Origin of the sequence: Dentiradicibacter hellwigii (genome assembly GCF_041770905.1) — a bacterium.
GTDB classification, from domain to species: Bacteria; Pseudomonadota; Gammaproteobacteria; order Burkholderiales; family Rhodocyclaceae; genus Propionivibrio; species Propionivibrio hellwigii.
This window is the reverse complement of the sequence record NZ_JBEUWX010000002.1, coordinates 1838787-1857682: the sequence shown is the minus strand read 5'-3', so window position 1 is coordinate 1857682 and position 18896 is coordinate 1838787. Positions and strand designations below refer to the sequence as shown.

The 18896-nt window shown below is 50.0% G+C and carries 16 protein-coding genes; 9 read left to right on the top strand and 7 right to left on the bottom strand.

Features of this window, described 5'->3' with window-relative positions:
* The first annotated feature begins 142 nt into the window (after positions 1 to 142).
* From ABCS64_RS10695 to ptsP, 6 genes are all read left to right on the top strand, one after another.
* Positions 143 to 781, top strand: a complete 639-nt coding sequence (locus ABCS64_RS10695; RefSeq protein WP_418891820.1) for a hypothetical protein — start codon at positions 143 to 145, stop codon at positions 779 to 781.
* 186 nt (positions 782 to 967) lie between these two features.
* On the top strand, positions 968 to 2236 hold the full coding sequence (locus tag ABCS64_RS10690; RefSeq protein WP_418891819.1) for an Eco57I restriction-modification methylase domain-containing protein: 1269 nt from the start codon (positions 968 to 970) through the stop codon (positions 2234 to 2236).
* Positions 2237 to 2311: 75 nt separating this feature from the next.
* A complete protein-coding gene (gshA, locus tag ABCS64_RS10685; RefSeq protein WP_418891818.1) occupies positions 2312 to 3613 on the top strand; it encodes a glutamate--cysteine ligase in 1302 nt (433 codons plus the stop codon).
* Positions 3613 to 4560 carry a glutathione synthase gene (gshB, locus tag ABCS64_RS10680; RefSeq protein ID WP_418891817.1) on the top strand — a complete coding sequence of 316 codons (948 nt, stop codon included), beginning with the start codon at positions 3613 to 3615 and terminating at the stop codon, positions 4558 to 4560. Before gshA ends, gshB begins: the two co-directional genes overlap by 1 nt.
* Positions 4561 to 4696: 136 nt before the next feature.
* A complete protein-coding gene (locus ABCS64_RS10675; RefSeq protein WP_418891816.1) occupies positions 4697 to 4966 on the top strand; it encodes an HPr family phosphocarrier protein in 270 nt (89 codons plus the stop codon).
* Between the two features lie 7 nt (positions 4967 to 4973).
* The gene (ptsP, locus tag ABCS64_RS10670; protein WP_418891941.1) at positions 4974 to 6722 is read left to right on the top strand and encodes a phosphoenolpyruvate--protein phosphotransferase; all 1749 of its coding nucleotides are present in this window, start codon (positions 4974 to 4976) and stop codon (positions 6720 to 6722) included.
* A 172-nt stretch (positions 6723 to 6894) separates the two neighbouring features.
* Here the strand turns inward: ptsP and mnmE are convergent, their stop codons facing one another.
* The 5 genes from mnmE to rpmH form a co-directional block, all read right to left on the bottom strand.
* The gene (gene mnmE, locus ABCS64_RS10665; protein ID WP_418891815.1) at positions 6895 to 8253 is read right to left on the bottom strand and encodes a tRNA uridine-5-carboxymethylaminomethyl(34) synthesis GTPase MnmE; all 1359 of its coding nucleotides are present in this window, start codon (positions 8251 to 8253) and stop codon (positions 6895 to 6897) included.
* 95 nt (positions 8254 to 8348) lie between these two features.
* Complete coding sequence (gene yidC / locus ABCS64_RS10660) at positions 8349 to 10028, bottom strand: membrane protein insertase YidC (protein WP_418891814.1); 1680 nt, start codon at positions 10026 to 10028, stop codon at positions 8349 to 8351.
* 19 nt (positions 10029 to 10047) lie between these two features.
* Entirely contained in the window at positions 10048 to 10257 is a 210-nt protein-coding gene (yidD, locus tag ABCS64_RS10655; protein WP_418891813.1) for a membrane protein insertion efficiency factor YidD, read from the bottom strand.
* Positions 10258 to 10261: 4 nt separating this feature from the next.
* Positions 10262 to 10645 (bottom strand): ribonuclease P protein component, encoded by a 384-nt coding sequence (gene rnpA, locus ABCS64_RS10650; RefSeq protein ID WP_418891812.1) that lies wholly within the window; start codon positions 10643 to 10645, stop codon positions 10262 to 10264.
* A gap of 48 nt (positions 10646 to 10693) precedes the next feature.
* On the bottom strand, positions 10694 to 10828 hold the full coding sequence (gene rpmH, locus ABCS64_RS10645; protein ID WP_418891811.1) for a 50S ribosomal protein L34: 135 nt from the start codon (positions 10826 to 10828) through the stop codon (positions 10694 to 10696).
* A 201-nt stretch (positions 10829 to 11029) separates the two neighbouring features.
* On the opposite strand from rpmH, the gene dnaA reads away from it, so the two are divergent.
* The 3 genes from dnaA to gyrB all read left to right on the top strand — a co-directional run bounded on the left by dnaA (position 11030) and on the right by gyrB (position 16315).
* A complete protein-coding gene (gene dnaA, locus ABCS64_RS10640) occupies positions 11030 to 12439 on the top strand; it encodes a chromosomal replication initiator protein DnaA (protein WP_418891940.1) in 1410 nt (469 codons plus the stop codon).
* Between the two features lie 226 nt (positions 12440 to 12665).
* A complete protein-coding gene (gene dnaN, locus ABCS64_RS10635; protein WP_418891810.1) occupies positions 12666 to 13784 on the top strand; it encodes a DNA polymerase III subunit beta in 1119 nt (372 codons plus the stop codon).
* Between the two features lie 68 nt (positions 13785 to 13852).
* The gene (gyrB, locus tag ABCS64_RS10630; protein ID WP_418891809.1) at positions 13853 to 16315 is read left to right on the top strand and encodes a DNA topoisomerase (ATP-hydrolyzing) subunit B; all 2463 of its coding nucleotides are present in this window, start codon (positions 13853 to 13855) and stop codon (positions 16313 to 16315) included.
* Positions 16316 to 16576: 261 nt separating this feature from the next.
* On the opposite strand, the gene ABCS64_RS10625 is transcribed toward gyrB, so the two are convergent.
* Positions 16577 to 17370 (bottom strand): IS5 family transposase gene (locus ABCS64_RS10625; RefSeq protein ID WP_418890083.1). Its coding sequence is split into 2 segments (ribosomal slippage): positions 16577 to 17094 and positions 17094 to 17370, totalling 795 coding nucleotides; the frame shifts between segments, so codons are not numbered across the junction.
* Between the two features lie 172 nt (positions 17371 to 17542).
* A protein-coding gene (locus ABCS64_RS10620) for an IS3 family transposase (protein ID WP_418891808.1) occupies positions 17543 to 18660 on the bottom strand; the annotation gives its coding sequence in 2 pieces (ribosomal slippage) (positions 17543 to 18408 and positions 18408 to 18660; 1119 coding nt in all).
* Positions 18661 to 18896 lie beyond the last annotated feature (236 nt).

Genomic DNA, 18896 nt, shown 5'->3' with positions numbered 1-18896 from the left:
CACTCCGAATCAAAAAGAAATGAACGAAACGAACGACAAGGCGCCATTCTAACAAACGCGCCGCCGCGCAACAGGCCTCTTGACGCCATTTACGGCCATTCCATGAGACAATTCGCCCTGTGCCATAAAGGGGAGATACTTTATGAGGTTTGAGCAGCATCGATCTCAACGAAATGCATCTGGTCATTTATCCGCCCTGCCGCCGGCACTGCTGGGCATACTGGTGCTACTGGTTACGGCCTGCTCACCAGCGGTTAAGCAAAAAGAAGCCGCGACCATTCCGCAAACGACGGAACAGGCCAACGCCCAGCGCGAACGCGCCGCGGCGATGCAGCAGGCGGCAGAAGAACGCCTGGAGGCCGAGCAGGCGGAGTGCTACAAAAAGTTCTTTGTCAGCGACTGTTTGCGAGACGCCAAGACGCGTTATACCGAAACCATTCTCCAGGCGCGCGACATCGACATTCCAGCGCGCGATTTTCTGCGCAACGTCCAGCGCATGGAAATCGAGCGCAGGGAGGCCGAGCGAAATACCAATAATCAGGCGCGCGAAGCAGAACAACAAAGACAAGCAGCAGAATACCGCCGCAAGGAACAGGAACGCGCAGCCGAACGCGAACGTCGGCAGGCCGACAAAGCCGCCCAGGCAGCCGCCTATCGCCAAAAAGCCGCCGAAGAAGGGCGTAGCCGGCAGGAGCGGCAGGCACGTCACGCCAGACGCGATGCCGAGCGCCAGGCTGAGCGCAAACGGCGGCAGGCCGAACGCGAAACACGCGTACAATGAATGGGCAGTTGACCGCGCTTCGGGCCAGGCCGGACACGGCGCCGAATGCGTTCCTGCGCTTTGCCATTCCTGTCATTCCTGTCACTCCCGCCATTTCCACCATTCCCCACGCTTCTCCATTCCGCCTAGACCGGGCATCCGGACGCCAGTCAGCCGACGTGCATCAGTGAACGAAAAGCCGCCGCCATGTCCCGCACTTTCGTCAAACGCTTGCCCAACGATACCGAAGGTTTTGGACTCGGCCAGTTTTTCACGCCGCCTACCATCGTCGACTGTATGCTGAAACTGGTACGCAATCACGGGCGCGTACTGGAACCTGCCTGCGGCAATGGCGCTTTTCTCGCGCATCTCCCCGGCGCCGTCGGCATCGAGATCGATCCCGATTTCGCGCCACCCGGAACACGGGTCATGGATTTTTTTGAACTCCCGGAAGAAGAACGCTTCGCCACAATCATCGGCAATCCGCCATACGTCCGTTACCAGGATATTCCACAGTCCACGCGCTACCTGACACGCAACAGCGTACTCGACGGCCGCGCCAATCTTTACCTCTTTTTCATCGAAAAATGCCTGTGCCATCTGGCACCGCGTGGCGAGCTGATCTTCATCACGCCACGCGATCTGCTCAAAGCCACCTCGGCCATCCCACTCAACCGCCGGCTTTATGAAGCCGGCACAATCACCGACTTCATCGATCTGGGCGATCTGCACCTGTTCGATGAAGTCACGCCAAACTGCGCTATCTGGCGCTTTGAACTTGGCAATTACGATCGGCGCACGCGCTACAGCGCGCTTGGCGCCGGGCAGCCGGCCACTTGCCTTGCGCAATTGCAGCGGGAAATACGGCGTTTTGCCGAAAACAACGGCCAGCTGCTTTTTACCCGAAACGATTATCCCCTGTCGCTGCGCGACATCGCCTTCGTCAAAGTAGGCGCCGTCTCGGGGGCCGATGCGCTCTACGCCAGCGAAACGCACGGCAACCGCGATTTCGTCTGCTCATCCACCGTTGCCGACGGCAAAACGCGCCGGATGATCTGGTGCGCACCGGACGCACCGCCGCCCGCCCTGCTGCCGCACAAGGCGCACCTGCTGGCCCGGCGCATCCGCAAATTCGACGAAAGCAACTGGTGGCACTGGGGGCGCGGTTATTATCAATCCGCCCTGCCGCGGGTTTACGTCAATAACAAGACACGCCGGCAGCAACCCTTTTTCGTGCATGATTGCCCGCATTATGATGGGGCGGTATTGGCAATTTTCCCGCATCGGCCAGAAACCGACGTCCGGCAGCTGGCGTCAGCGCTTAACGCCGTCGATTGGGCGGATCTGGGCTTCGTCTGCGACGGTCGCTTTCTCTTTACGCAACGCAGCCTGGAACAGGCGCCGTTGCCTGCGTTCTTTCGCACCTTTCTGCCAAATGACAGCGAAACATCGGGACCGGAAAAATCGAAGTCATGAAAGACATTCAAGCGCAAGCGCATTTTCCGATTTCGTCCGCCCCTCCCGTGGATTAGAAAAGAGACAGGAGAAATCATGGTACCCCACCTCACCACCGCATTGAACGGCCCGCTGCTTGAACTCGAAAAACGTTTTCTTGATGCTGCGCCCGACATCGAGCGCTGGTTGCGCAGCCAGTGGCAGGAACATACGCCGCCTTTTTACGGCTCGGTCGATCTGCGCAACGCCGGCTTCAAGCTGGCGCCTATCGACATGAACCTCTTTCCCGGCGGCTTCAACAATCTGTCGGCCGATTTCATGCCGCTGTGCGTGCAGGCGGCGATGAGCGCCATTGAAAAAATCTGCCCAAACGCCAAAAGTCTGTTGCTGATTCCCGAAAACCACACGCGCAACCAGTTCTATCTACAAAACGTGGCGCAGCTCGTCAACATTTTCCGCATGACTGGCCTGAACATCCGCATCGGTACGCTGATTCCGGACATCCAGGCGCCAACGCCGGTCGAGCTGCCCAACGGTCAGTCGCTATTGCTGGAGCCGCTGGTGCGTAGCGGCAACCGCCTGGGGCTGAAAGATTTTGATCCCTGCGCGATTTTGCTCAACAACGACCTGTCCGCCGGCATTCCCGACATTCTGAAGAATCTCGACGAACAATTCGTGCTGCCGCCCGTACATGCAGGCTGGGCAATGCGTCGCAAATCCAATCATTTCGCGGCTTACGACGAGATCGCGGACGAATTCGCCCAGCTCATCGGTATCGATCCCTGGCGGATCAATCCGTATTTCTCCGTTTGCAAACACATCGACTTTCACGGGCGTCAGGGCGAAGAATGCCTGGCCGATAGCGTTAATGTCGTCCTGGCGCTGATTCGCCAGAAATATCAGGAATACGGTATCGAGGAGACGCCGTTTGTCATTGTCAAAGCGGACGCCGGTACTTACGGCATGGGCGTCATGACGGTCAGGAGCGCCGACGAAGTGATCGGCCTCAACCGCCGTCAGCGCAACAAAATGTCGGTCATCAAGGAAGGGTTGAACGTCAGCCAGGTCATTATCCAGGAAGGCGTGCATACCTTCGAGCGCGTCGAGAAGGACGGCAAGGCCGGCGTTGCCGAACCGGTGGTGTATATGATCGACCGCTTTGTCGTCGGTGGCTTTTATCGCGTTCACGGCGAGCGCGGCATCGATGAAAACCTCAACGCGCCGGGCATGCATTTTGAACCGCTGGCTTTTGAGACCTGCTGCTCGCTGCCCGATTGCCAGCAGACCCCGGATGCACCGCCCAACCGTTTTTACGCCTACGGCGTCGTCGCGCGGCTGGCTTTGCTGGCGGCCGCGCTGGAAATCGAACGTACCGAGCCGTCGGAGGAGGCACTCTGATGCGCATCGCCTTCATCATCGACCCGCCGGATACACTCAACCCGGCCAAAGATTCAAGCATCGCCATGATGCGCGCCGCACGCAATGCGGGGCACGCCGTCTGGGTCATCGAACAGCCCGCCCTGTATGCCGCCGTCCCGCATGGCGTCTGCGCCGAGGCCGCCCATCTGGAAATTTCCGACAACGACGCCTGCTGGTATCAAGAGATCGCTCGTGAGACGTTATCGCTGCATGATTTTTCCGCCGTACTGATGCGCAAGGATCCGCCTTTTGACATGGAGTACGTTACCGCCACCTGGCTGCTCGAACGCGCCGAGGCAGAAGGGGCGCGCGTATTCAACCGCCCGGCCGCCCTGCGCGATCATTCGGAAAAGCTTGCCATTCTGGAATTTCCGCAGTTCACCGCCCCGACGCTGGTTGCGCGCGAAGCCGCGCTGATCCAGGCGTTCATCGACGCACAGCGGGATTGTGTCCTCAAACCGCTCGACGGCATGGGCGGCAGCCAGATATTCCGCGTGCGCGCCGACGACCCGAACCGTAATGTCATCATCGAAACACTGACCCGGCTGGGACGGCGCACGATCATGGCACAACGCCACATCCCGGAAATCAGCCAGGGCGACAAACGTATCCTAATCGTCGACGGCCAGGTCGTCCCGTACTGTCTGGCGCGTATCCCGAAAGCCGGAGAAACGCGCGGCAATCTGGCGGTCGGCGGGCGCGGCCTTGTACAGCCGCTCAGCGCGCGTGACCGTGAAATCGCCGAGGCACTGGCGCCGATGCTCACCGCACGCGGGTTACTGTTCGTCGGCATCGACGTGATCGGCGACTATCTGACCGAAATCAACGTCACCAGCCCGACCTGCATGGTCGAGATCGCCCGGGATAGCGGCTTCGACGCCGCAGCACTGTTGATCGCCGCACTGGAGCGCCACTGCACCCCATAGAACGACATCATGGTATCGGCAAGAATGCAATCCCTGAGTAGAATAGCTTTGGCTGGCGCGTCGTCAATGGCGACGCACAGGAACAGGAGCGGATATCACCACCGCGCCAATCACCGATACGAGGACATTTGTAAATATGGCACGCGCTGAAGTTCAGATCATCAACAAACTCGGGCTGCACGCCCGTGCATCAGCCAAGCTGACGCAACTGGCGTCCGGTTTCAGCGCCGACGTCTGGATGGAGAAAGGCACCCGTCGCGTCAACGCAAAAAGCATCATGGGCGTCATGATGCTGGCAGCAGCTAAAGGCTCGACCGTCATCATCGAAACCATCGGCGAGGATGAACAGCCAGCGCTTGAAGCGATCATCAAGTTAATCGGCGATAAATTCGGCGAAGGCGAATGACGTGACAATCAGCTTTACTCTGCACGGCCTGGCTGTTTCCAGCGGGATAGCCATCGGGCGAGCACACCTGGTTTCACAGGCGACACTGGAAGTGTCGCACCTGTTCATCACACCGCGCCAGATCGACAAGGAGATTGCCCGTTTTGAAGCGGCAATGGCCAAAGTACGCGCAGAACTCGAATCCTTACGCGAGGACGCCGGCAACATGACAACCGACGTCAGCGCCTTCGTCGATCTGCACGTGATGATTCTTTCCGACGCCGACCTGTCGGAAGCGCCCAAGCAAATCATTCGCGAGCGCCGCTGTAACGCCGAATGGGCCATCGTCCAGCAGATGGAGCTGCTGGTCGAACAGTTCGATGCCATCGACGATCCTTACCTGCGCGAACGCCGCTACGATGTCTGCCAGGTCGTCGAGCGCGTCGTGCGCGAACTGACCGGCCGCAATTCGGCCAGCAACCGTATCGCCAAGGCGAATCGCAGCGAGCCGCTGATCGCCGTCGCTCATGATCTCTCGCCGGCGGACATCGTGGCCTACAAGGATCACAATTTCGTTTCCTTCATCACCGATGTTGGCGGCGCTACGTCTCATACTGCCATCTTGGCGCGCGGCATGAGCATCCCGGCGGTACTCGGCCTGCACACGGCCCGTCGATTGATCCGCAACGGCGAGCAATTAATCATCGACGGTGAGCGCGGCGTCGTTATCGTCAATCCTGATTCGCGCATTCTCGAAGAATATCAACTCAAGAAAAGCGGGTTCGAGATCGAACGCGCCCGGCTCAAACTGCTCAAGTCAGCACGCGCCACCACGCTCGATAAGGTCAAGATTGAGATGTTGGCCAACCTCGACGAGCCGGGTGAAGTCAATGCTGCGCTGGATGTCGGCGCGGAAGGCGTCGGCCTGCTGCGCACGGAATTTATTTTCCTCGGGCGCGGCGGCATGCCCAGCGAGGAGGAACAGTTCGAGGCATACCGCAAAGTCGTCAAGGGTATGGATGGGAGACCGGTGACGATCCGCACCTTCGACCTAGGCAACGACAAGCATCTGGATTCGCCGCAAATGACGATCGGGCGAAAACACATCAACCCGGCATTAGGGTTGCGCTCGATCCGCCTCTCACTGGCCGAACCAAAATTCTTTCATGCTCAGTTGCGCGCTATTCTGCGCGCCTCAAAATACGGCAAGGCGAGAATTCTGATTCCGATGCTTTCGCACGAACACCAGATCAACCAGTCCCTGGCGGCCGTCGAACAGGCCAAAGCGAGCCTGCGCGGCGAACGAATCGCTTTTGACGAAACCATCGAAATCGGCGGCATGATCGAAGTGCCAGCGGCAGCGCTGACTGCCAGCCTGTTCCTGCGCAAGCTGAATTTTCTCTCCATCGGGACCAACGACCTGATCCAGTATACGTTGGCCATCGATCGCAGCGACGAGCAGGTTGCCCATCTTTACGACCCGCTGCATCCAGCCATTCTCCGGCTATTGGCGTATGTCATCGGCAGCGGCAATAAAGCAGGGGTGCCGGTATCGATCTGCGGCGAACTGGCGGGCGATCCGCACATGACACGCCTGCTGCTCGGCATGGGGCTGCGTGGATTTTCGATGTTCCCGGCACACATCCCCAGCGTCAAACAGCGGATCAAACAAAGCGATGCCGGTGCATTGGCGCACAGCGTCCGCCGCATTCTCAGGCTAGACGAAACCTCGAAAATCCGCGAACAGGTCGATCGCCTTAATACCGAATCCGTCTGACCCTAAAGCGATGCCAATCCTATGTACAGCGCTGATTTGATCGGTACTCGTAAATAGATTGAGTATCACCCGGTACGCAATTTTCTTGGCGAGACCTTACCATTAATGCGGAAATTTCTTCCTCCCATGGAAAATAACTTCCAAGAACTATCGAAACACAATGGAAGGTCGCCTATTTTCCGATACAGAATTGGCTAAATATTTTGCCCAACAGATCGTCGGTGGTAAAAGCGCCAGTGATCGAAGCGAGTGCGCGTTGGGCAAGGCGCAGTTCTTCCGCAAACAGTTCGAGTTGCGGCAATTGGCTGCATGCCTGGGCAAGATGTTCCCGGGTTTGGGCCAGCGCCTGCAAATGGCGTTCGCGGGCAATGAAAACATTTTCGGCTGGATGCCAGCCGGCAATGCGCAGTAGCTCGCGGCGCAGCAATTCGACGCCCTCTCCCGTTTGGGCGGAAAGAAACAATGAGACGCTATTGCCGTTTTCCTGACGTTCGGCACGGCAATCGTCTTTTTCGACAAGATCGATCTTGTTGTGAATGATCAAATGCGCAGGTTGCTGCGGCAGGCGCGCAAGGATTTTTCGGTCGCTTTCGCTAACGCCCGATCGGCTGTCGACAAGCAGGATAATGGCATCGGCACGGTTGATTTCTCGCCAGGCGCGGTCAATGCCGATCCGTTCGACTTCATCATCCGTATCACGCAGGCCGGCGGTATCGATGATATGCAGCGGAATGCCCTCGATATGCAGAGTTCCACTGACGATATCGCGCGTGGTGCCGGCGATTGGCGTAACAATGGCCAATTCGTCGCCAATCAGACAGTTGAGTAGACTTGATTTACCGACATTCGGCTGGCCAACGATGACAACATGTAATCCTTCTTGCAGCAAACGGCCTTGCCGGGCGCGGTCAAATACGGCATCGAGGTGATTTTGTAACTCTTCGAGCTGGCCAAATGCATTGGCAGACTCCAGAAAATCGATTTCCTCGCCGGGAAAATCAAGCGTGGCTTCGGTAAGTGCTTGCAACCGGGTTAGCGCGTCGAGTAATTCATCAATTTCCCGTGAAAATTCGCCTTGTAAAGAGCGTGCGGCGCTGCGGGCGGCGGCGGCACTGGCGGCGTCGATGAGATCGGCAACCGCTTCGGCTTGCGTTAAATCGATCTTGCCATTGAGGTAGGCGCGTCGCGTAAATTCTCCCGGCTCGGCAAGCCGGGCGCCCAGATCCAGGCAGCGCCTCAGCAGCAAATTGAGGACAATTGGCCCACCGTGACCGTGCAGCTCAATGACATCTTCGCCGGTAAAGGAATGCGGTGCGGGAAAATAAAGTATCAAGCCGCTGTCAATCGGCGATTGATCAGCGGCACGAAAGCTGGTTAGTGCCGCCATACGCGGCGACGGGAGACTACCGCACAGTTGCCGGGCAAATTCGGCGAGATTCTGCCCGGATATCCTGACGATACCGACACCGCCCCGCCCGGCAGCGGTTGCAATGGCGGCAATGGTTTCGGACGGATAGCGTAGGGTGTTCATGCATCTTTGTCAGTACAAAAAAACGGGCGGCTAAAGCGATGCTTCAACCGCCCCGATTTTTTCACCATACGTTCCAGAACAGCCGTCCCGCTGCTTCAGGCCTTGGTATCGTTGGCCGCCTTGTTGCCGCTTTCGATCATCCGCGTGATCTGCCATTGCTGGACAATGGAAAAAATGTTATTGACGACCCAGTACAGAACCAGCCCAGCCGGGAAGAAAAGGAACATAAAACCAAATATCAGCGGCATCATCAGCATGACCTTGGCTTGCATCGGGTCAGGCGGCGTCGGGTTTAGTTTGGTCTGGATAAACATGGTGACAGCCATGATGATCGGTAGAACGTAGTACGGGTCTTTGGAAGAGAGATCCTTGATCCAGAAAATCCACGGCGCATCTCGCATTTCAACCGCGCCCAGGAGCGCCCAATATAGGGCGAGAAATACCGGAATCTGGATCAGGATCGGCAGACAGCCGCCCAGCGGATTAATTTTTTCGGTACGGTAAAAATTCATCAGTTCCTGGTTGAGGCGCTGTTTGTCATCGCCATAGCGCTCTCTGAGCGCATTCATACGAGGTGCCACCGCCTTCATTTTAGCCATCGACTTATAACTTGCCGCCGAGAGCGGGAAGAACAGCAGCTTGATGATGATAGTCAGGATGATGATTGCCCACCCCCAGTTGCCGACCAGTTTGTGGATCATTTCTAGACACCAGAAAATCGGGGCGGCGACGATGGTTAGCCAGCCGTAATCGACCACCAGCGCCAAACCTTTTGCACCGATACCGCCTTCTGCAACCGGCTTGGCAAGCTGATTGAGGATGGACTGAATCTGCGGCCCGGCGTAGAGCGAAACTGATCGGCTAGTTTTTTCGCCCGGAGCAACCTGCGGCATCGGCACGATCACGCCTGCTGAAATATCGGCGCCCAGCTTGCGAACGAAATATTCGCGGGGTAGATTTTCTTGCGGAATCCACGCTGAGACAAAATAATGCTGGACCATGGCAATCCAGCCGTCATTGGCTTTCTCGATAAATTTTGCCTTGCCTTTTTCGATGTCTTCAAAACTGATTTTTTGGTATTTTTCCTGCTCGGAATACACAGCCGGGCCGGTAAAAATTTTCGCCATGCCGCTCTCCCCATCAGGCGTCACCGTATCTCGCTGTAATTGATAGTAAGCATGAGCGGAAAGTGTTTTTTGGCTGCCATTGTCAATTTCTTGCGTGACATCGATCAGGTAGCTGCCACGAGTAAAGGTGTAAATTTTGGTGACCTTAACGCCGCCTGTTGTCGCTTCCAGACGCAGTTGCACGGTTTTATCATCAGCACCCAGCTCGCGTGGCCCGGCAAGCGCTGAGAATTGTGTTTTGTGATTCGCCAGTCCTTCACCGATCAAGCCACTTTGTGCGACGTAGTGATGTTTCGGCTCAAACAACGCAAATACCTTGTTTTTATCGTCGACAGTTTTATAGTCGTTGAGTAGAAGCTCGACAATGTCGCCGCCTTGAAGAGAAATTTTAGCCGTCAGCAAGTCAGTCTTGATGGTAATCGCTTCCGATACTTTATTTTCACCGGCGGGCAAAGCTTCGGGAATGGCCTCGGGCGCCGGATTCCCGGACGGAGCAGATGGCGTGGGCACAACACTACCTTGAGTTGCCGTTTGCGTTTGCGCTTGCGTTACCGGCGCGGGAAGACGATTTTGCTTTTGCCATGCATCCCACAACATAAATAGGGAAATAAAAAAAATCACTAATAAAATCAGTCTCTTATTATCCATTGAGGTCTATTTTCGGAAATCATGGAACAGGGTCGAAACCACCCGGATTCCACGGATGGCAACGAAAGATACGGGCGACTCCCAAGCAAATTCCTTTAAAAACGCCATGCTTTTCAATGGCTTCTGATGTGTATTCAGAACAGCTTGGAACAAACCGGCAACGTTGTCCGAGCATCGGACTGACGACCAGACGGTAAAAACGAATCATGAGCAGAATCATGTTTTTCATTGGTTTACCAAGAATTCGACATGGTTTTTTGCATCAGATTGCGAATCTCCTTTGCCAGCGCTTTTCGATCGAGCGAGTCGGGGCGATTTACCAATCGTAAAACCAAGTCTCTTGGCATCAGACGGGGACGCAGCACACGGAAGCTTTCTCTTGCAAGACGCCGTATTAGATTACGATCAATGGCGCGACGTAACAATCGCTTGGCAACAACCAGTCCGAGCCGGGCACCATCTCCCACATCGGAAGAAGAACGGATCCGGTAATGCAACAGGAAATGCTGACTTTTCAGAGCTTTCCTGAAACCAAAAACGGATGAATATTCATCCGTTTTTGTCAATCGATACTGTCGTGGAAAACCCAGCCTGTCTGGGGCTAAGGATGGGACCATAGCTTCCGATTTTGACTCGTGCAGTTGTTTGATCCGCAGATACTAAGCCTAGACCGCTAGGCGATGGCGCCCCTTGGCGCGCCGAGCGCGGATGACAGCCCGACCGCTGCGGGTTGACATGCGGACAAGAAAACCATGAGTGCGTTTACGGCGGATGACAGATGGCTGATAAGTACGTTTCATGAGCAAACCTTCAGTTTTCGTTACAGTGAAAGTTTCGCATTAAACATTGATAGTTCATTGTTTGTCAAGAATTATTTAAAAATCCTAAATTTTTTACCATGTCACCTTGTGGATAACTATTTTCTAACAGGTTAAAATAATAGGACTGGTTTGGATACCCCAGCCGAGTTATCTCGTGGACCAAGAAAACACTTATCCCTAATGCATGCGATTAATAGTTTTTGGGCTTTTTGTTTGAATCAGTTCGAACAAGAACTTCCTCCCCAGCAATTTAATACCTGGATACGTCCGCTTCGTCTCGAAGGCGAGGGGGAGCCTGAAAATGGTTTACGCCTATTAGCGCCAAATGGTTTCATTCTCAAATGGACAAAGGAACGTTACCTTACTCGCATTGAAGAATTAGCCCTGACTTTTTTCTCTTCCCCCGTTTCAATTTCCTTACTGGTGGCAGAAAACTCCATCAGACCACCATTGCTAGAAAAACATATAGTATCTGATACTGCTTCCACCATTAAATCTACTATCGTTGATGTAATTACGACAGAAAAAAACGAAAAAATGTCTGTTGAAAAACTGGCTTTTTATGAAAAAACCCGTTTAATTCTTAATTTTACCTTTGAAAACTTAATTGTTGGCAGAGCAAATGAACTGGCACGTGCAGCTGCAATACAAGTTGCTCGTAATCCAGGTGATTCAACATATAATCCATTATTTATTTATGGTAGCACTGGTTTGGGTAAAACCCATCTTATGCATGCCATTGGTAATTATATTTTACAATATAGCCCACAAACTATTGTACGTTATGTACATGCGGAAGATTATTACTCTGATGTAGTTCGTGCTTATCAGAAAAAATCTTTTGATAGTTTCAAGAAATATTACCGCTCACTTGATGTTTTACTTCTTGATGATGTTCAATTCCTAAATGGAAAAAACCGGACACAAGAAGAACTTTTCTTTGTTTTTAATACACTGATTGAATCTCATAAACAAATTGTTATTAGTTGTGATACTTACCCAAAAGATATTTCAGGCCTTGATGATCGGCTGATTACTCGCTTTGACTGGGGGTTGACTGTTCAAATTGAACCACCAGAAACTGAAATGCGGGTAGCAATTTTAAAAAAGAAGGCAGAAATTGATAAGATTACTTTGAGTGATGATGTTGCTTTTTACATCGCTAAACATTTACGGTCTAACGTCCGAGAACTTGAAGGTGCTTTAAAAAAAGTAATTGCATTCGCTTCGTTTCATATGCGAAAAATTGATCTTGATCTAGCTAAAGAGTCACTTAAAGATTTAATTGGTGCAGTTAATCGGCAGATTACTATAGAAAATATTCAAAGAACAGTTGCTGAATACTTTAAAATAAAAGTTTCTGATTTATTTTCATCAAAACGTTCACGCTCAATTGTTAGGCCAAGACAAGTAGCCATGTGGCTTGCTAAAAATCTTACCTCAAAAAGCTACCCATCAATTGGTGAATCTTTTGGTGGTCGTGATCATACGACCGTATTACATGCTGTCCGAACAATCGAAAGTTTACGTACAGAAGATAATAATCTAAATCATGATTTACATGTTTTACAACAGATATTGAAAGGATAAATAAAAAATTATGCACTATGTGAATAAGCTAATACTTTAGTATGTGTATAACATGTTAATATAGAAAAAATTATTCAAAAAAATATATTTATCCAATATTTATCCACAGTAATATACATGAGTTTTTCATGTTTATATCTAGTTTATAACTAATTGAATTATAATGTATATATTTAGATATTCACAGTTTTTACCGATACTTAATTAATATAGGATTTATATATATATGTTACTTATCAAAAGTCAGCGTGATATGCTTTTATCTCCATTATTGTCTGTTTCTGGTATTGTTGAAAAACGGCATACTTTACCTATACTTTCCAATGTTTTACTGGAAAAAATAGGAGATCGATTAACTTTTTTAGCAACAGATATAGAAATCCAAATAACAACAATAATGAATGGGGCAATAGGAGAAAACGACGGTGCTGTGACAGTTAGCGCTAAAAAACTTCAAGATATTCTTCGTTTACTCCCAGAAAATAGTGAGGTTAGTTTAAGTCTTGATGAGAATCGTTTGTTGATCCGAACAGAGAAAAGTCGTTTTAGTTTACAAACATTGCCTGCATCAGACTTTCCGCGTATGGTAATTTCTGAGGATAACTCCAAGAAAATTACAGTAACACAGAAACAATTTCGCCATTTACTTGGACAAACGCAATTTGCTATGGCGACCCAGGATGTTCGCTATTATCTTAATGGTTTACTATTGCTTATTGACGGAAAGAATTTACGGGCTGTGGCGACTGATGGTCACCGCTTAGCTTATGCTAGTATGGTATTAGATATTGAAGATGAATTTGAGTTACCTTACAAAGAATTTATTTTGCCGCGTAAAACAGTGCTTGAACTTAGTCGTCAGCTTGATGATTCTGATGAACTTTTACATATTGAACTGGCAAGCAACCAAATTCATTTTCAATTTAAACAAATTGACCTTGTTTCTAAATTAATTGATGGAAAATTTCCTGATTATGAACGTGTAATTCCTGCTTCATTAAAAAGTACAATTGTGCTTAATCGTACTGAGTTATATCAGTCAATGATTCGTGCTGCTATTTTGACTAATGAAAAGTTTCGTGGAATTCGTCTTTTACTTTCCAATGGCCTTTTAAAAATAGTTGCAGCAAATACTGAACAAGAAGAAGCTCAAGAAGAAATTGAAGTTGAGTTTAATGGGGACTCGCTAGATGTTGGTTTTAACGTTGGATATTTGCTTGATGTTCTTAACAATACAACCGAAGAAATGATTGAATGGGGGTTTAATGATGCTAATTCAAGTTCATTGATTACAATTCTTGGTAACGATTATTTTAAATATGTTGTAATGCCTATGAGAATTTAGCTTTTTATGTAATCAAGTAAAATCTTACGTGAAATGATTTAGATAAAGGTATAAAAGGAATAGAAGATATGAGTCGGCAAGATGCTTACGATGAGTCAAGTATTCAACAATTGGAAGGTCTTGAAGCCGTTCGAAAACGTCCTGGAATGTATATTGGCGATACTTCGGATGGTACGGGCTTGCATCATATGGTGTTTGAAGTTGTTGATAATTCTATTGACGAAGCGCTTGCTGGTTACTGTGATGATATTGTTATCACAATTCATGCCGATAATTCAATTTCTGTGGCGGATAATGGGCGTGGAATTCCTATTGGCATTAAGTTTGATGATAAACATGAACCGAAACGTTCAGCGGCAGAAATTGTTATGTGCGTATTGCATGCAGGGGGAAAATTTAATCAAAATTCTTACAAGGTTTCTGGTGGTCTGCATGGTGTTGGTGTTTCTTGCGTTAATGCGCTTTCCAGATGGCTGCGTTTGACAATTGCTCGGGAGGGTAAAAAATATCAGCTTGATTTTGAACGGGGTGTGGTTGCTGATCGATTGATTGAGATTCAAAATGGTGTTGAGGTATCTCCTCCCCGTATTCTTGGCGACACCGAAAAACGTGGTACAAAAGTGCACTATATGGCTGATGAAGCGATTTTTGGTCCAATCGAATATCACTACGAAATTATTGCTAAGCGTTTACGTGAACTTTCATTTCTTAATAATGGGGTCAAAATTCGTTTGATTGATCAACGCACAAGAAAAGAGGAGAATTTTGCATTTTCTGGCGGTGTCAAGGGCTTCGTTGAGTACATTAATCGTGCTAAAACAATAATTCATCCAAATATTTTTTATGCTTTTGGTGAATCTGTACTACCAGATGGCGGCATAATTATTGTTGATGTGGCTATGCAATGGAATGATACTTATGCTGAGCAAGTTTTGTGTTTTACGAACAATATTCCACAAGCAGATGGGGGAACACATTTGACAGGTCTGCGCATGGCGATGACCCGTGTCATCAACAAATATATTGATGAAAATGAAATTGCTAAAAAAGCAAAAGTAGAAATTACAGGTGATGATATGCGCGAAGGTTTAGCCTGTGTGCTATCGATTAAGATGCCAGATCCAAAATTTGCTTCTCAGACAAAGATGAAGTTGGTTTCATCGGAAGCGCGCCCAGCAGTTGAGGAGGTTGTTGCTCAGCGTTTGTCTGAGTTTCTTGCTGAAAGGCCGGCAGATGCTAAGGTCATTACTGGAAAAATTATCGAAGCAGCGCGTGCTCGGGATGCAGCTCGTCGAGCACGTGAAATGACGCGGCGAAAAGGCTTACTTGATGGTGTAGGTTTACCTGGAAAACTGGCAGATTGTCAGGAAAAAGATCCTGCACTTTCTGAACTTTATCTTGTTGAAGGAGATTCTGCAGGAGGTTCGGCGAAACAGGGGCGTGATCGGAAGTTTCAGGCGATTCTTCCGCTGCGGGGCAAAGTGCTTAACGTTGAAAAAGCGCGTTTTGAGAAACTTATCTCTAGCGAAGCTATTGCTACTTTGATTACTGCTTTAGGGACTGGTATTGGCAAAGATGACTATAAACCGGAAAAACTGCGTTATCACCGCATTATTTTAATGACCGATGCGGATGTGGATGGGGCTCATATCCGTACTCTGCTTTTGACATTTTTTTATCGGCAGATGCCGCAGTTGATAGAAAACGGGCATATTTATATTGCTCAGCCACCACTATATAAAGTTAAGCATGGCAAGAGCGAAAGTTATCTTAAAGATGATCAGGCATTGAATCAGTATATGCTTAATATTGCCCTTTCTGAAGTTAGACTGATCCCTAAAGCAGGTTCTTCGGAAATCGTAGGTAAAGCCCTTGATACACTGGCGCGCGAATATCTGCTTGCTATGGCCATTATTAACCGTCTTTCGCATTTTATAGACTATGACGTACTTCATATTCTAGTCGATGCCGATATTGATATTGTTTTAGGAAGTCGAGAAAGTGCTGAAAATACCGCACAAATGCTTTCGCAGGCGCTTAAAGAAAAATCTGGCATTCGGGTTTTTGCTTATTACGATGAAACAAAAGAATCTTGGCAGCTTTGTTCGGAAAGAAATCATCACGGAAATCTTAAACTTGGCTTTATTGATGAAGATTTTCTAGCGAGCGGAGATTATCGTCATTTACGCAAGATTGCGAAAATGTTATCCGGGCTATTTGGAAAGGGCGGGTATGTTGTACGTGGCGATAAAAAACAACTTGTTTCAAATTTTTCTGATACGATGCGTTGGCTGCTTAATGAAGTAGAGCGTAGTATTAGTAAGCAACGCTATAAAGGTTTGGGAGAAATGAACCCAGAACAACTTTGGGAGACGACAATGGATCCTAAAGTGCGAAGGTTGTTGAGAGTCAAGATAGAGGATGCTATTGGCGCAGATGAAATCTTTGCAACTTTAATGGGTGAATCTGTAGAACCGCGGCGTAATTTTATTGAGGTTAATGCTTTATCAGCGGGGAACATTGACGTATAAGACTCTATTTTGCTCCTAAAAATCCTAAAAACCGAGATTTTATGATTAGTTTCACATTGATCCTAAAACTAAAGTTTGCGCCTGCTGCTTTATATGTGTAGTGAAATGATACTGTATGTTTCACGTGAAACATACAAGATATAAGTTAGTTTTTGTTGGCAGATAAATTAAATCTTAAAATTGGTTGTAGTCTCTTAACAGGTTTTCCTGTCAAAAGCCGGGATACTGGGTAAAATATATGCGAAGGTTCTTAGAACGTGTTCATAGTCTTCGTAGCAGGATTCCCAAGAAAGCCAAAACTACCATTTGCAGACTGGTACTCAACTTACGCTCGCAGTTTTTCCAAAGCCGTCTGTTCTTTTCCAACCAGGAAAAACTGCGCTCTACTACCCATCGCTTTGGCAATACCGCAAAACGCTGCAATTCGTTTCGTTTGGCAATCTCTACTTCCGCACCAATCAACTCCTGTACCGACGAAGCAAATGCCTGACCCGTGTAACCTCCGTCGGCAAGGACTTTTTGTACCGCACCAAGATTATCTCTGTCACGTTCCAATGCCACCAGGCCGCCTTTTCTATCCGTAACATCCGCCGTCGTTACCGCAAGGGCATGCGGCAAACCTTGCGTGTCAACCGCTATATGTCGCTTGATACCGCTAACCTTCTTGCCCGCATCGTAGCCTTTTTCCATGGCGGTATCCGTGTTCTTCACGCTCTGCGCATCAATAATCAGGAAAGTGGTTGCTTCATGGCGTCCCTGCTTGCGACGTGCTGCGGCCACCTGATTTTTTTTAACGCTTCCTCAAGGAGACTGATGCCACTTTCGCGGGGCTCACTCCATCTTTGGAAGTAGGAATGAACGGTGCGCCATTTGGGAAAATCGCCCGGTAAGGCACGCCAGGCACAGCCGTTGCGTAGAAGATAGAGAATGGCACAAAAGACATCGTACAAGTCCACTTTGCGCGGTGCTGTGCGTCTGCGAGCACTTTCCAAAAGAGGAAGAAGAGTAGCAAATTGTGTGCGACTTATATCGCTTGGGTAGGCTTTTCTGTTCATAACGATACTTTACAGCAGAGACTATGAACACGTTCTTAGTAAGCAAACGTGTGTTCAACACATGCTAACTTCCTGAGATGCCAGACAAAAACAAGTACTACCGCCATTCAAAGATCAGTGAGGCTAAGTTTCGATATCTTTTGCGCCTCTTGGCCATGCGTAGCCTTCCCCGTCAAGTAGACGGTTGTAAAGGAGAGTTTTCCCGTTCGCATTGTTGGTGGAAGACACTCGGTGGCAGGTTGCCGAGCGACTCATGCGGGCGTTCTTCGTTGTAGCTTTGCAGCCAAAGGTCGGTGATGTCACGCACCTGCTCAAGATCCTCGAACAGGTGCGCGTCCAGCACTTCGGTGCGATAGGTTTTGTTGAATCGTTCAATGTAAGCATTTTGGTTCGGCTTGCCCGGTTGGATGTAGCGCAGCTCGACGTGATGCTTGCGACACCATTCCACCAGGCTTTGTGCGGTGTATTCAGGGCCGTTGTCACAACGAATGGCCTGAGGCAGGCCACGCCATTCCTTTAACTGCTCCAGTGCACGAATCACGCGCTCGGCCGGCAGGCTGGTGTCAATCTCAATGGCCAGGGCTTCGCGTACGCCTTCGTCCAGTACATTGAAGGTGCGGAAGCGACGCCCACTGTAGAGCGTGTCGGCCATGAAATCCATCGACCACAGGGCATTGGCTTGCATTGGCGCCTCCAGTGTCTGTCGCTCCCGCATCGGCAGGCGCTTCTTCGTCCGCCGTGGCAGATTGAGTTTGAGTTGGCAGTACACCCGCCAAACCCGCTTATGGTTCCAAAGGTGGCCATCCAGCCGCAGGCGCCGGAAGCACTTCCAGAAGCCCCATCGCCCATGCCGTGCGACCAGCCCTTGCAATGCCTCAATGACTTCAGCATCCTTCGTAATCGTCTCCGTCACCGGCCTATACCACGAGGCCTTTGCCAGACCGCTGGCGCGGCACGCCCGTTGCACCGACAAGCCATGCTCGACCACCAGAGCCTGCGCTAGCTCGTGCCGCTCTAGCGGTCCCAGTGCTTTTTTGCGATCACATCCTTCAAGGCATGAATCTCCAGCGCCTGCTCGGCATACAAACGCTTGAGTCGGCTGTTCTCGGCCTCAAGCTCGCGCATCCGCGCCAACTCCGCAACATCCATGCCGCCATAGCGGCTCTTCCACTTGTAGTACGTCGCCACACTGATCCCGTGGCTGCGCACCAGATCATTGATGGCAATGCCTGCATCGCCCTCCTTCAGGATCCCCACAATCTGGGATTCGGTGAACTTGCTCTTGCGCATCAGAACTCTCCTTCAGTCATCTTCATAGACTGCCAAAAGTTCTCCTTTAAAAATGTCTCAACTCAGGGGAAGGCTACGCCTTATGGAGCTTAAGCTTAACAAAATTGTTAGCTAACTTGTTGAAATAAATAGAAATAACAGATACTCAAACTATTTTTGGATTACGTAAAAAACTCTTCCCTAGATTCTGCACTACTTTTCACTAGCCTTTTTGGCTCCAGATATAGGTATTGGCT